General features: G+C 66.5%; 13 protein-coding genes. 7 read left to right on the top strand and 6 right to left on the bottom strand.

The window, feature by feature from the left end; translation table 11 throughout:
- Positions 1-2 precede the first annotated feature (2 nt).
- From ACNQPB_RS16000 to ACNQPB_RS16030, 7 genes are all read left to right on the top strand, one after another.
- Positions 3-665 (top strand): NUDIX domain-containing protein, encoded by a 663-nt coding sequence (locus ACNQPB_RS16000; protein ID WP_498753369.1) that lies wholly within the window; start codon positions 3-5, stop codon positions 663-665.
- 2 nt (positions 666-667) lie between these two features.
- On the top strand, positions 668-1630 hold the full coding sequence (gene xerD / locus ACNQPB_RS16005; protein WP_498753371.1) for a site-specific tyrosine recombinase XerD: 963 nt from the start codon (positions 668-670) through the stop codon (positions 1628-1630).
- A gap of 152 nt (positions 1631-1782) precedes the next feature.
- Positions 1783-2295, top strand: a complete 513-nt coding sequence (locus tag ACNQPB_RS16010; RefSeq protein ID WP_498753373.1) for an RNA polymerase sigma factor — start codon at positions 1783-1785, stop codon at positions 2293-2295.
- Between the two features lie 409 nt (positions 2296-2704).
- On the top strand, positions 2705-3787 hold the full coding sequence (locus tag ACNQPB_RS16015; RefSeq protein WP_498753375.1) for a hypothetical protein: 1083 nt from the start codon (positions 2705-2707) through the stop codon (positions 3785-3787).
- Between the two features lie 169 nt (positions 3788-3956).
- Positions 3957-4433 (top strand): RNA polymerase sigma factor, encoded by a 477-nt coding sequence (locus tag ACNQPB_RS16020; RefSeq protein WP_498753377.1) that lies wholly within the window; start codon positions 3957-3959, stop codon positions 4431-4433.
- A gap of 2 nt (positions 4434-4435) precedes the next feature.
- The gene (locus tag ACNQPB_RS16025) at positions 4436-5776 is read left to right on the top strand and encodes a hypothetical protein (RefSeq protein WP_498753379.1); all 1341 of its coding nucleotides are present in this window, start codon (positions 4436-4438) and stop codon (positions 5774-5776) included.
- Between the two features lie 31 nt (positions 5777-5807).
- Positions 5808-6287: an 8-oxo-dGTP diphosphatase gene (locus ACNQPB_RS16030; protein ID WP_498753381.1), complete on the top strand. Its 480-nt coding sequence runs from the start codon at positions 5808-5810 to the stop codon at positions 6285-6287.
- 94 nt (positions 6288-6381) lie between these two features.
- Here the strand turns inward: ACNQPB_RS16030 and ACNQPB_RS16035 are convergent, their stop codons facing one another.
- The 6 genes from ACNQPB_RS16035 to ACNQPB_RS16060 all read right to left on the bottom strand — a co-directional run bounded on the left by ACNQPB_RS16035 (position 6382) and on the right by ACNQPB_RS16060 (position 13330).
- Positions 6382-7521, bottom strand: coding sequence for a bifunctional 2-methylcitrate synthase/citrate synthase (locus ACNQPB_RS16035; RefSeq protein WP_498753382.1), 1140 nt, complete (start codon positions 7519-7521; stop codon positions 6382-6384).
- Between the two features lie 72 nt (positions 7522-7593).
- Positions 7594-8502, bottom strand: a complete 909-nt coding sequence (gene prpB / locus ACNQPB_RS16040; RefSeq protein WP_498753384.1) for a methylisocitrate lyase — start codon at positions 8500-8502, stop codon at positions 7594-7596.
- Positions 8503-10023 (bottom strand): MmgE/PrpD family protein, encoded by a 1521-nt coding sequence (locus tag ACNQPB_RS16045; RefSeq protein ID WP_498753386.1) that lies wholly within the window; start codon positions 10021-10023, stop codon positions 8503-8505.
- A 10-nt stretch (positions 10024-10033) separates the two neighbouring features.
- Positions 10034-10705, bottom strand: coding sequence for a GntR family transcriptional regulator (locus tag ACNQPB_RS16050; RefSeq protein ID WP_498753388.1), 672 nt, complete (start codon positions 10703-10705; stop codon positions 10034-10036).
- Positions 10706-10862: 157 nt separating this feature from the next.
- Positions 10863-11573 carry a response regulator gene (locus ACNQPB_RS16055; protein ID WP_498753389.1) on the bottom strand — a complete coding sequence of 237 codons (711 nt, stop codon included), beginning with the start codon at positions 11571-11573 and terminating at the stop codon, positions 10863-10865.
- Positions 11570-13330 (bottom strand): sensor histidine kinase, encoded by a 1761-nt coding sequence (locus ACNQPB_RS16060; protein WP_498753391.1) that lies wholly within the window; start codon positions 13328-13330, stop codon positions 11570-11572. The genes ACNQPB_RS16055 and ACNQPB_RS16060 overlap by 4 nt, the downstream gene beginning before the upstream one ends.
- Positions 13331-13426: the final 96 nt, after the last annotated feature.

Below are 13426 nucleotides of genomic sequence, written 5' to 3' on the forward strand. Positions count from 1 at the left end.
CGATGCCCGGCAGTTCCGAATCTTCCAGCAGTTCCCGGCAGTTTTCGGACACACCGAGCCCGCGCCGTCTTTTGTCGTCCAGCAAGGTCTATGAGGGCCGGATCTGGGACGTTGTCAGCGACGCCTTCGAACTCGCCGAGGACAGCGGCACCCTGATCCGGGACTACATCGACCACCCGGGAGCGGTCGCCATCCTTCCCATGAACGACGACGGCGACATCCTGCTGCTCAAGCAGTACCGTCACCCGGTGGGCATGGATCTCTGGGAGATTCCCGCGGGCCTGCTGGACATCGAAGGTGAGGATTTCGTCGTCGGTGCCGCCCGGGAGCTGGCGGAAGAAGCCGACCTGCAGGCCGGGGAATGGAACGTGCTGGCGGACTTCTTCAACTCGCCCGGCTCCTCCAGCGAAGCGATCCGGATCTACCTGGCCCGCGGCCTGTCCGACGTCCCGGAGGCCGAGCGCCACGTCCGCACGGACGAGGAAGCCGAGATCGAGCTGCGCTGGGTCTCCCTTGATGACGCCGTCGCCGCCGTCCTGGAGGGCCGGCTGCACAACCCCTCCGCCGTCGTCGGCATCCTTGCCGCCGCGGCCGCGCGCGCCGGCGGCTTCAGCGGACTGCGGCCCGGCAACGCCCCCTGGCCGGCCCACCCCAGCCAGCGCTGAGCATGCAGCCGGGGGAGGGCACACGGGCGGCCACCGCCGTCGACCGGGCCGTCAGCGACTACCTGCAGCACCTGGGGGTGGAACGCGGCCTGGCCAGCAACACGCTATCTGCCTACCGGCGCGATCTCTCCCGCTACGCCAACTTCCTCGCCGCTACCGGCGTCGACAAACCCGGCAACATCACCCGGCATGACGTCACGGCGTTCGTGCAGGCGCTCTCGGATGGGTCCGACGGCGCCACGGCACTGGGCGTCCGTTCCGCCGCACGGACGGTGGTTGCCGTGCGCGGCCTCCACAAGTTCTGGGCCCTGGAAGGAACCACGACGGCGGACCCCGCCAGCGATGTCCACCCGCCGATGCCCGGCAAACGGCTGCCCAAGGCGATCAGCGTGGACGAGGTCACCCGGATTCTCGAAGCTGCCGGCGCGGACACCCCAACTGGGCTGCGGGACCGCGCGCTGCTCGAATTCCTGTACTCCACGGGCGCCCGCATCAGCGAAGCGGTGGGTCTCGACGTCGACGACGTATCGCTGGAAAACGACTCCGAGGGGCCCGCGATTGTCCGGCTCTTCGGCAAAGGCTCCAAGGAACGCCTGGTGCCGCTGGGTTCCTACGGGGCACGGGCCGTCGGCGCCTACCTCGTGCGCGGAAGGCCCACCCTGGCCGCCAAAGGCAAGGGCACTCCCGCCCTGTTCCTCAACGCGCGCGGCGGGCGGATCAGCCGGCAGAGCGCGTGGACCATCCTGAAAACCGCAGCGGACAAGGCCAACATCACCAAGGACGTCTCCCCGCACACCCTGCGGCACTCCTTTGCCACCCACCTGTTGGAAGGCGGTGCGGACGTCCGAGTGGTCCAGGAGCTCCTCGGCCACGCCTCGGTGACCACCACCCAGGTGTACACGCTGGTCACGGCCGACACCCTCCGCGAGGTCTACGCGGCAGCGCATCCCCGCGCACTCGGCTGAGCCCGTTCGCGCCTCCACGCTGCCACGATCACGTTATACGGGCTGTAACCTGTGGTGCCCGGCCGGAAATCATAGGGTTAGAGGGCCATTCTTTGATGGCCGTCTGGATAGCCGGAAACCGGTGTGACCGGTGAGTGAAAGTAGGGGGAATTGTGCTTTCCGAGGGGGAGACGGCGTTCATCGCCTTGCATAGGGACACTTATCCGCGGGTGTTCCGATATGTACGCCGGCGCGTTGATGATGCGCACTTGGCGGAGGAGCTTGCTGCAGATGTTTTCAGGGTTGCGTGGCAAAAACGGGATGAGGTGTCTGGGGCGGACACTGCCTGGCTTCTCACCGTGGCGCGGAACCTGCTGGGTAATGCGTACAGGAGCCACAAACGTCAGACGGCGCTACACGAGAGGCTCCGGGAACCGGCATCGGTCCACGAAGAGGTGGACGGTGATTCGTATTCCTTGGTGGACGAGGTCCTGGATTCCCTTCGCGAAAAGGACCGCGACATCCTTCAGCTGGCCTATTGGGATCAGCTGACGATGGTTGAAATCGCTGCGGTGCTGGGGTGCCGTGAGTCGGCAGCAAAGGTGCGGTTGCACCGGGCACGGGAGGCATTTCGGAAGAACATGCCGGCGATGTCCAGGCCGCTGGCACAGGAAATGGGGGCTTGAAATGGATCCTATTCAGGAAATGATTCGTGATGCCGATCCGTTGAAGGCGGCTTCAGGGCCGGAGCCGGATGCCCAGGCGGCGCTGGAACGGATTCTTGCCGATCCCGACGGCTTTGTGGACAAGCTTCCGGCGGATGTTCCTTCGCTGGAGCATGCCCGTCGGCGCAGGACAGCGCGGGTGGTGGGACTGCTCACGATAGCCGCGGCCGCCGTGACAGCGGGGGTGTTGATTGTTGCCAACCTTGGGTCGCTTACCTCTGTGCCTGAGCCGGCCGGGACTGCCACGCCGACCGCGTCACCGACCGTTTCGGCCAGCGGCCCGGCTCCTGCGACGCCTACGCCCACGCCCTCAGCCACGGGGACGGCAGCAGCCGTGCCCACAGCTGCGTCGTGGAAGACGTTCACCGACATGACCGGACAGGCGACCTTCGAGATGCCCGCGGACTGGATCGCCGTGCAACGGCCCACCATGATTGACGGGATGCCTTTTGCGGGGGTCAGCGTGCGGAATGCCGCCAACAAGGAGCTCGCCAAGCTTGTCATGTACTACGACATGGCGGCAGGACCCTGCGAAGTTCCCAAGCCAGTCACCGTCTTGGATGCGGAGATACTCGACATCCCGCAAACGCCTTACAAAGGGCCTGCAGGGCCGAACAGGTTCAGGTTTGCCGTCATCCAAGGCGACAAGCTCTACGGAACAGTGGCGATCTCCGATGAACCTGGCCCGTCGGCCCAAGGTGCCTGCGAACTATGGAACATGGTGACCGGACCCGAAGGTGTGCCGGGGCTGTCGTTCGGTGACGTGCTGACACTCCGGGCGGATTCCACGGCGCCTCTGGTTTTCGATACCGTGGCGGAGGCCCGCGCGTACATGCAGACGCAGGAGTACCAGGACCTGAAGCGGATGTTGATTTCCCTGTCACTGCGTCCAAGCAAGACGGTGGTTTCCAGCCTGTACAGGAACGAAGCAACCAAGATGCAGTTTGAGCTTCCCATTGGCTGGACTGCGGCTGAGGTCCCTGCCGGAACCGCGGCAGCGCCGGAAACCGGCATCGTGGTCCGCAACGAGACCGGAAGGACAATGGCCCGTTGGAATTACGGTGCAGCCCAGCCGCCTACCAAAGTTTGCCGTCCGGGAGAGAGCTACCCCATGGCGGAGCTGGACACTTACAGGCCGCAGCTGACGAACGATTGGACCCTGAATGCCGGGGCACGGTTCTCCTACCGGACGGTGGACCGCACCGCGACAGGGCAGGGGGTCGCCTACGAAATCGGCCTGGTAGACAAGTCGAGCGGGACGCTCAAGGACTCCTGCACCCTGAGCTCGACCGTCAGCGGCGGACCGTTGGGAACGCTGACCTTTAGCACCGGCGATCCGCTGGGCGAGGTGAGCCACCAGTTCGCAACCATGGCTGAAGCGATGGCGTATATGGAAACGACTGAATACGCCAAACTCAAGATGCTGTTCAATTCAATGCAAATGTCGCAGTAGCACCTTAACAATCCGACGGCGGGGCCAGCCACCAATCAGGTGGCCGGTCCCGCCGAAGTTTTTCCAAGCCCTGTAAGAATCCGCTGCTCCCGGGACACTTAGTCATTAAGATCGAAGAGCCATCGAGTCCGGGGGGATCAAGATGTTGGCTGCCAGGGAACACGAGTTCATGGCTTTGCATGCTCAGCATTTCACTCGCGTCTACCATTACATCGCCTATCGCATCAGCGACCAGGCCCGGGCGGAGGAGCTCGCCGCGGATGTCTTCCGGATTGTCTGGGAGAAACGCCTCGAGGCGCCGCCGGGCATCGGCTGGCTGATCTCGACCGCCAGGAACGTGCTGGGCAATGAGTACAAGGGCCGGCGCCGCCGCGAACAGCTCGTCGAACGGCTGGCGGAGGAAGCCCGCACCCGGGGCGAAGCGGCCGACGACGGCCAGCGCGCCGCCGTCGCCGATGTCCTGACGCGCTTGAACGACCGGGACCGGGAGGTCCTCATGCTCAGCTACTGGGACGATCTGAGCACCGCCGAACTGGCCGAAAGCCTCGAGTGCTCGCCGTCAGCTGCCGCCGTCCGGCTGCACCGGGCGCGGAAAGCCTTCGCGAAAGCCGCCCCCTCACACCTCATGACAGAACGGAAGGGCTAGTCATGGACCGCATCGAAGAGCTCATGAAAGGCGCCAAGCCGCGCGTCGGCGAGCCCGGGACCAAGCCAGGAACCGACCCGGTCCGGTCGATCGTGTTCTCCACCGATCCGAATGTGGTGTCCCTGGCCGCTCGGAGACCGGCGCGGCGCATGGCTGTGCGCGTTGCCGCGGCCGGTATGGTCGCTGCAGCGGCGGTCGCGGCCGCCGTCGTTGTCGGCGGGAACTTGGTACAGGGGCCGGCGCCTGATCCAGCCAACACCGGTACCCCGTCGATTTCGGCAAGCCCGGCACCGACCGCCACGCCCAGTCCGACGGCGACACAGGCACCGGCGCTGAACACCAACGGCGTCGAGTGCACCCCCGCCAACATCGACCAACAGCGCAGTGACCAGGTCCGCGCCATCACGCCCATCCCGAAGGAACACTGGAAGTACTACACGGTGTTGGGCTGCGCCGACGGCTGGCTGGCCTACGCGACCTCTGATGAAGGCATCAGCGCGATGGGGATCGACGGCGGCAACGCCTGGTACAACCTGGCGAGGCTGCAGGAGAACAAGCGTTTCCTCACGGACTTCCAACAGGAATGGTCCTACGTCTTCACATGGAAGTTCCAGGCGTTGAACAACGATGTCTCGCAGAATGGCCGGCACCTCACGCCGCAGCAGGCCATGGACCAGGAGTTCGCGCAGAAGGGGATTCCTGTCCGGTTGCGGCCGCAGCTGCTGGGCGACGGTCCGGTGGCAACACCCGCAACCGGGCCATCGCTGCAGGGATATGTAAGCCCGGACGGACGGATCAGCTTCAGCTATCCGGCACAGTGGACCGTGCAGGCGAAGGAAAGCAACACAGCCGGCGCCGTGAACCTGGCGGTGAACGACGCCTCCGGGAAGAAGCTCGCGGAGCTGTCCTACGGAAACAAGGACGGCGGACTCAGCGGCTCCTGCACCTCGCCTGTTCCGTACACCGTGCTGGACTACGCCGAAGTCCGCTTGCCCTACAACAAGGGGTTTCCGGGCATCATCACGCCCCGTTTCGCCTACAGGGCCATGGAATCCGGCGGGAAGGTCCTTGCTTCCTACGGACTCACCAGCACCGTCGGAGGCGCGGACGGCAAGGCCTGCCTGATCTACAACGTGGTCAACGGTCCGCAGGAATCGCCCACCTACATGTTCGCCAGCGGAGTGCAGATGACGGCCGGCTTCAGCGACGAGGACGCGAAGGCCGCGGGGGTCCTCGTCTTCCGCACCATGGATGAAGCCATCGCCTACCGGAACAGCGAGGAGTACAAGCAGGTCAAGGCGATGATCACGTCGCTGACGATCGCCGGCGAACTGGTGGATTAGCAACACCCGTCGCGGCTATAGGGTGGGGGACATGGAATTCACCGCCGTCACCCTTTGCTTCCTGGTCCGGGACCTGCCCGACGGCGGCCGCGATGTTCTGCTCGGACAAAAGAAGACAGGATTCGGAAAAGGCAAGGTGGTGGGCCTTGGCGGGCATGTCGAGCCGGGGGAGACCGACGCCCAGGCGGCCTGCCGGGAGGTCTTCGAAGAGTCTGGAGTGACGGTCCGGGAAACGGATCTGGTGGACGCCGGGACGGTCCGGTTCGTGTTCCCGGCGCGTCCCGAGTGGAACATGCGCACCCGGCTGTTCGTGACCACCGACTGGGAAGGCGAGCCACAGGAAAGCCTGGAAATCGCCCCGGAGTGGTTCGCCGTGGACGCCCTCCCCGTCGAACGAATGTGGCAGGACGCAGAACACTGGCTGCCCATGGCACTGGGCGGAAAGATCCTGGACATCGACGTCGTCCTCAACGACGACAACACCACGGTCAGCCATGTGACGCACCGCTAGCTGACGTACCTGACGCTGATTCACGGAACTGAAGACGCGGCGGGCCGGCCACCATCAGGTGACCGGCCCGCCGTCGCGGGTTCTTGTGAGGGACTTACGGAAGGTGCCGCTCGTCTACGCCGTTGTATTCGCTCAACGGGCGGATCAGTGAGTTGGAGCCGAGCTGTTCCATGACGTGGGCGGTCCAGCCGGTGATGCGGCTGGCCACGAACAGGGGAGTAAACGTGGGAGTGTCGAAACCCATCAGGTGGTAGGTCGGCCCGGCGGGGTAGTCGAGGTTCGGCTTGATGCCCTTGGCCTCGTCCATGGCCTGCTCCAGGCCGTTGTAGAGCCCCAGCAGCTCGGGCCGGCCGTAGTGGGCGATCATCTTGTCCAGGGCGGCCTTCATGGTGGGTACGCGGGAGTCGCCGTGCTTGTAGACGCGGTGGCCGAAGCCCATGACCTTCTTCTTGTGGGTCAGGGCGTCTTCCATCCAGGCCTTCGCCCGGGCCGCGGCGTCCTCCATGGACTCTTCGGCGCGGATGCCGATTTCGTCGAAGGTGTGCATCACGGCCTCGTTGGCGCCGCCGTGCAGGGGGCCCTTGAGGGCGCCGATGGCAGCGGTGACGGCGGAGTGCAGGTCGGACAGCGTGGAGGTGACCACGCGGGCCGTGAAGGTGGAGGCGTTGAAGGAGTGCTCGGCGTACAGGATCATCGAGACGTTGAAGGCCTTCACCACCTCTTCCACCGGGTCTTCTCCGAAAGCCATCCAGAGGAAGTTCGCCGAATAGCCCAGGTCATCGCGGGGTTCCACAAGGTCCTGGCCGCGGCGGCGGCGCTGGTCGTAGGCGACGATCGCCGGCATCGCGGCGAACAGGTCCACGGCCTTCTTCATGTTGGCCTCGGGCGAGGAGTCCTCGGCCAGCGGGTGCCGGGCACCCATCACGGAAGCGGCCGTGCGGCACACATCCATCGGGTGGGATTCCAGCGGCAGGGTGTCAACCACCTGCTTCACCACAGGGTCCAGCGCACGGCCGGCACGCTCACGGGAGGTGAATTCCGCGAGCTGTTCCGGCGTCGGAAGTTCACCGTTCCACAGCAGGTAGGCGACTTCCTCGAAGCTGCACCGGGCGGCGAGTTCCTGCACGGGATACCCGCGGTAAAGCAGCGAATTGGTGTCCGGATTGACCTTGGAAATCGCGGTGTAGTCCACGACGACGCCGGCCAGCCCCTTCTTGATTTCTTCAGCAGCCATGCCGAACTCCTTCGTTCATCTGGCAGGGCACCGGCGGATGCGCGGTCCCTGCTTTGCCCTTCATTGATCCGCTTACCGGCGGGTGCCGGGAACCTGGAAGTTGAAAACGCCTGTGTCGAAGTGGTTGTAGGCTTCATAGTCCACCAGCTCATAGAGCCGGGCGCGGGTGAGCATGTTCTCCACCTGCGCCTGCTGCGTCCCAGATGCCTTGATCGTTTCCAGCGTACGCTCTGCAGCCCCCATGGCAATGCGGAGCAGCGTGACGGGATAGATCACCATATTCACCCCGACATCCTGGAGCTGTTCCACCGTGAACAGCTCGCTCTTGCCGAACTCGGTCATGTTAGCCAGGATGGGCACGTCCACGGCCTCGCGGATGGCCTGGAACTCGTCCAGGGTGGCCATGGCTTCGGGGAAGATCGCGTCGGCGCCGGCTTCCACGAGGGCCTGTGCGCGTTCCTTCGCGGCCTCGAGGCCTTCCACTGCGCGGATGTCGGTGCGGGCCATGATCAGGAAGTCCGGGTCCCGGCGGGCGTCCGCTGCGGCGCGGATGCGCTTGGCCGCGGTGTCTACGTCCACGACGTTCTTGCCGTCCAGGTGACCGCAGCGTTTCGGGTTGAACTGGTCCTCGATGTGGCAGCCGGCCAGGCCGGCATTCTCGAGCTCATGCACAGTACGGGCCACGTTCATCGGTTCGCCGAACCCTGTGTCCGCGTCGACCAGGCAGGGCAGTTCCGTCATCCGGGCGATCTGCCCGGCGCGCTGCGCGACCTCGGTGAGCGTGGTCAGGCCGATGTCAGGCAGGCCGAGGTCGTTGGCCAGGACGGCCCCGGAGATGTAGACGCCCTGGAAGCCCTTCTCTTCGATCAGCCGGGCGGAGAGCGGGTTGAAGGCGCCAGGGAACTGCAGGATCTCTTCGGAGGCAAGCATGTCCCGCAGCCTGCGCCGCTTCTGCTCCGGCGTGGTGGTGGAGTACAGCATCTAGAACAGTCCCTTCGGTGCGTCGGCGGGGTCGATCACGCCGGGTGCGGCGATGATGTTGAGCTGGTCCAGTTCGCCCGCGGCCAGTTCCGGGAGGCGTTCGACGGCGGCCAGGAACCGTTCGATTTCTTCTTCCGTCACGAGTCCGGCGGCCAGGGTGCGGAACTTGTTCACGTACTGTTCCCGGGCGAACGGGCGGGCACCGAGCGGGTGGGCGTCCGCGACGGCGATCTCGTCCGTAATCACCGTCCCATCGGTGAGGGTGATGACAACCGTGCCGCCGAAGGCCTTCTCGGCGATGTCCAGGGAGTGGTAGCGGCGGGTCCATTCCGGATCCTCCACCGTGGAGACCTTGTGCCACAGCTCCACGGTGTCCGGCCGGCCCGCGCGTTCGGGGGAGTAGGAGTCCACGTGGTGCCAGGCACCGTCCTGCAGGGCGACGGTGAAGATGTACGGGATGGAGTGGTCCAGGGTTTCCCGGCTGGCGGTGGGATCGTATTTCTGCGGATCGTTGGCCCCGGAGCCGATCACGTAGTGCGTGTGGTGGCTGGTCTTGATCAGCACCGACTTCACGTTCGCCGGGTCCGTGGCTTCCGGATGTTCCTTGTTCAGCTTGCGGGCCAGGTCGATCCAGGCCTGCGCCTGGTACTCGGCGGAGTGCTCCTTGGTGTAGGTGTCCAGGATGGCGCGCTTGGCTTCGCCCTTCTCCGGCAGGGGCACTTCGTAGGAGGCGTCCGGGCCGTCCAGCATCCAGGCGATCACGCCGTCTTCGCCTTCGTAGATCGGCACGGGGGAGGTCTGGCCGCGCATGGCACGGTCGGCGGATTCCACGGCCATCTTCCCTGCGAACGCGGGGGCGTGGGCCTTCCAGGTGGAGATTTCGCCCTTGCGGGACTGCCGGGTGGCGGTGGTGGTGTGCAGGGCCTGGCCCACGGACTGGAAGATGGTCTCCACGTCCAGGCCGAGCAGGGTTCCGATGCCGGCGGCGGCGGAGGGGCCGAGGTGGGCCACGTGGTCGATCTTGTGCTTGTGCAGGCAGATGGCCTTGACCAGGTTCACCTGGATTTCGTAGCCGGTGGCGATGCCCCGGACCAGGTCAGCGCCGGAGGCGCCCACGTGCTGGGCCACGGCCAGGATCGGCGGAATGTTGTCGCCCGGGTGCGAGTAGTCCGCGGCCAGGAAGGTGTCGTGGTAGTCCAGTTCACGCACGGCCACGCCGTTGGCCCAGGCAGCCCACTCGGGGGAGACGCTCTCCTGGATGCCGAACACGCCAGCGCCCTTGCCTCCGGTGCTCGGGGCGTGGGTCAGTGCCTGCGCACGGGCCGCGACGATCGGGGCCCGGTTCAGCGATGCGACGGCCACGGAGGCGTTGTCGATGATCCGGTTGATGATCATCTCCGTGACCTCCGGGGTCACCTCGACGGGGTCGGCGGCGACGACGGCGATCTTGTGGGCAAGTTGCTCCTCGCGGGGAAGGTTCTCTTCGCTCTTGTAGACACGGACGTGGTGGCTCTTGACCAAGGTGGCTCCTTCAGTGGGATGTGTTGCTGGCCTTGACGCTGGTTGTCTTGACGCTGCTTTTCTTGACGTGGGACAGGCTTCGGTGCAGGTGCAGGACGGTGGCGGCTTCGGCGAGTTTCGCGTTTCCGCCGGCGATCGCTTCGGCGATGGCAGCGTGTTCGGCCGCAGCGGCACCCAGCCGGGCGGCGTCGTCGGCGGCCAGGCGGCGGACCCGGACCAGGTGCACGCGCAGGCTGCGCATGGCCTGGGCCAGATAAGAATTGGAGATGGCGGCGTCGATCGCGTCGTCCAGCCTCGCCACCAGCGCGTAGTAGTCGTGGCGGGCGGGATCATCACCCTCGAGGAGTGCCGGCGCCTCGAGGAGTTCGGCGTGTAGCTGTTCGAAGACGCTGCGCTCGCCGCGTTCGGCGGCCAGCGCCGCCGCCCGGACCTCAAGGGTTTCGCGCAGCTCGAACAGTTCGTCGATGTCCTCCAGCGAGATATCGGTGACGACGACGCCACGGCCGCCTGCCGCCGTCGTCAGGCCTTCCGCGGTGAGCCTGCCGAGCGCCTCCCGGACCGGGGTGCGCGAGACGCCCAGGCGTTCGGACTGTTCCACTTCGCCCAGCACGGTTCCGGGCGCGAGGCGCCATTCGAGGATGTCCTCGCGGAGGGCGGCGTAGGCCTTGTCGCTGGCTCGCATTGGTCCTCCGATCGGTGCTCGTTGGGTGGCGGCCGGAAAAAGCTGCCGTTAGGAGTCAGTGTATACACAGAAGGTGGGAATGGCCAGTAAATCGCCAAAATCGGCGGCCAGTGTATACATTCGGCTGGATGGGGTCGGCAATCCACTCTGCCGGCGCCTACCCCCGCCCCCACCTGTATTCGTTCTCCGGCCGCCCGGGCGTTCCGTAGCGGGGGCTGCGGACCACCACGCCGGCATCGGCCAGGTATTCGAGGTAGCGGCGGGCCGTGACCCGGGACATGCCCAGGGCTTCGGTGGCTTCGCTCGCCGAGACCGCCCGGCCCAGTCCGGCCAGGTACTCCTTGACCGATTCGAGGGTCCCTGTGGACAGCCCCTTGGGCAGCGGTATCTCGGTGGGCGCGCGGAGGCTGGCAAAAGCCTGGTCGACGTCGCTCTGGGACGCACCCGTCCGCGTCCCCGGAGCGGTGGCAGCCAGCTGTTCCCGGAAGGCCCGGTAGCTGCGCAGCTTGTCCGCGAACGTGGCGAAGGTGAACGGCTTGATGAGGTACTGCACGACGCCGATGGAGACGGCGCTGCGCACGATGTTGACTTCGCGCACCGCCGTGATGGCGATGATGTCCGCCAGCAGCCCGGCGCCGTGCATCCTTCGCGCGACATCCAGTCCGTGCAGGTCCGGCAGGTTCATGTCCAGCAGCACCAGGTCCACCGGCTGTCCCGCTGCCGCGAAGTCGCTGAGCAGCCGCAGCGCCGACTGGCCGTCCGGCGCGGTGCCCGCGACGGTGAAGCCCTCCAGTCTGCCCACGTAGACGGCGTGGGCGTCGGCAGCGATGGGTTCGTCCTCGACGACGAGGACGCGGATGTCGTTCATTCGGTTTCCTTCGTCGGATCCGGTGCCGGCAGCACCACGCGGAACAGCGCCCCGCCCAGGCCGGCAGCCCCGCCCAGGCCGGCAGCCCCGCCCAAGGCGTCAGCCCCGCCCAAGGCGGCAGCCCCTCCCAAGGCATCGGCCGAAGAGTCGGCAGCGCCGATGGACAGCGTACCGTCAAGGCGCTTCACGGCCTGCCGCACCAGGGCGAGCCCGACGCCGCGGCCGCCCGCACCGGGGGCCGCACCGTCCGAAGAGGGCGCCTTGGTGCTGAAGCCGTACTCGAGGATGTCCCCGGCGATGGCCGGGTCGATCCCGGGGCCGGAGTCGGCCACGGCAAACACGACCCGGTCCGGGGCGGTCTCGATTGTCAGCGAAACTTTGCGCGGCGGGGGAGCGGCAGCGGCGGCGTCGAGGGCGTTGTCCAGCAGGTTCCCGAGGATGGTCACCAGGTCCTGCACCGCCAGGCCGTGCAGGCCGTCCCCGCCGGACACAGAGACTGACAGCTCGGCCCCGCGTTCATGGGCCTCCGCGGACTTGCCCATGATGAGCGCGCTGAGCACCGGTTCGTCCACCGAGGCCACGATGTCGTCGGTCAGTCGCTGGCTCAGCTCAAGGTCCTTGGTGGCGAAATCCAGGGCGTCGTCCGTGCGGCCCAGCTCCATGAGGGAGACGATGGTGTGCAGCCGGTTGGCGTGTTCGTGGGTCTGGGCCCGCAGCGCACCGGAGAGCGTCCGTATGGTCTCCAGTTCGCTGCCGAGGGATTCGATTTCCGTGCGGTCGCGCAGGGTGGCCACCGTCCCGAAGACCGCCGGGCTTCGTCCGCCCGCGCGGCCCAAACCTCCTGTACGGCCAGGGCCGACGGCGGGGGCTTGGTTGACCACCAGGATCCGGGAATCGCTGAGGTGGATTTCGTCGTGGGCGGTACGGCCGGATTCGAACAGTCCGCGCAGGCTGGCATCCAGCGGCAGGTCCGCAAGGCGCGGCGCGGCACCTGCGGAGGGGCCGACGTCGGACGGTTCCAGTCCCAGCAGCTCCGCGGCCTGGTCGTTGTACATGACCACCGTGCCCCGGGTGTCGATCAGGACCACGCCTTCGCGGACTGAATGCAGCACCGATTCGTAGTACGCGAACAGCTGCGCCAGCTGCTCGGGCCCCCAGCCGCGGGTGACCGAACGCAGGTAGCGGCCCAGCAGCCAGGACGCCAGCGAACCCGCGGCGAGCAGCGCGAGGCAGAGCGCGATGATCGCCCCGAAGCGGCCCGAGGCCGCGATGTCCACGTTCCGCACCGTCACGCCGGCAGCCACCAGCGCCCGGACCGTGCCGGCGCCGTCCTTCACCGGAACGATCGTCCGCACGGACGGGCCCAGGGTCCCGGCCGTGACCTCCGTGAAGGTTTCGCCGCGCAGCGCAGGCTCGATCGTGCCGATGTACGGCTTGCCGATCTCCGCCGGATTGGCGTGCGTCCAGCGCGTGCGGTCCGGCGCCATGATCGTGACGAAGTCGACGCCGGTCCCGGCCATGACATTCAACGCATACGGCTGCAGCGTGGTTGAGGGGGATGCGGTCCCGGCAGCTTGCAGGACCAGGGGATTGGCGGCGACGGCGGCCGCGACGGTCTGCATGCGGCGCCCGGCGTCGTCGTACGTCCGGTCCCGGGCGTCGATGATGGCCGCCGTTCCGAGCACCACGCTGAGTACCAGGACGAACAGCACATTGGCCGCGAACAAGCGGCGGGCAATGCTCCAGCGCCGGATCATGCGCACCTCCAATGACCAATATGACCACAACGGTGATCCGTGTCACCCCCGGCTCCATGATGGATATCACACCACCGGCGCAGGAAAGCAGTGCAG

It is taken from the genome of Curtobacterium sp. LFS079 (genome assembly GCF_047977865.1).
Lineage (GTDB): Bacteria > Actinomycetota > Actinomycetes > Actinomycetales > Micrococcaceae > Arthrobacter.

Coding starts and splice junctions, on each gene's coding strand:
- ACNQPB_RS16000 (WP_498753369.1), top strand. CDS start 3: ATGCCCGGCAGTTCCGAATCTTCCAGCAGTTCCCGGCAGTTTTCGGAC.
- xerD (WP_498753371.1), top strand. CDS start 668: ATGCAGCCGGGGGAGGGCACACGGGCGGCCACCGCCGTCGACCGGGCC.
- ACNQPB_RS16015 (WP_498753375.1), top strand. CDS start 2,705: ATGACCGGACAGGCGACCTTCGAGATGCCCGCGGACTGGATCGCCGTG.
- ACNQPB_RS16020 (WP_498753377.1), top strand. CDS start 3,957: ATGGCTTTGCATGCTCAGCATTTCACTCGCGTCTACCATTACATCGCC.
- ACNQPB_RS16025 (WP_498753379.1), top strand. CDS start 4,436: ATGGACCGCATCGAAGAGCTCATGAAAGGCGCCAAGCCGCGCGTCGGC.
- ACNQPB_RS16030 (WP_498753381.1), top strand. CDS start 5,808: ATGGAATTCACCGCCGTCACCCTTTGCTTCCTGGTCCGGGACCTGCCC.
- ACNQPB_RS16035 (WP_498753382.1), bottom strand. CDS start 7,521: ATGGCTGCTGAAGAAATCAAGAAGGGGCTGGCCGGCGTCGTCGTGGAC.
- prpB (WP_498753384.1), bottom strand. CDS start 8,502: ATGCTGTACTCCACCACCACGCCGGAGCAGAAGCGGCGCAGGCTGCGG.
- ACNQPB_RS16050 (WP_498753388.1), bottom strand. CDS start 10,705: ATGCGAGCCAGCGACAAGGCCTACGCCGCCCTCCGCGAGGACATCCTC.
- ACNQPB_RS16055 (WP_498753389.1), bottom strand. CDS start 11,573: ATGAACGACATCCGCGTCCTCGTCGTCGAGGACGAACCCATCGCTGCC.
- ACNQPB_RS16060 (WP_498753391.1), bottom strand. CDS start 13,330: ATGATCCGGCGCTGGAGCATTGCCCGCCGCTTGTTCGCGGCCAATGTG.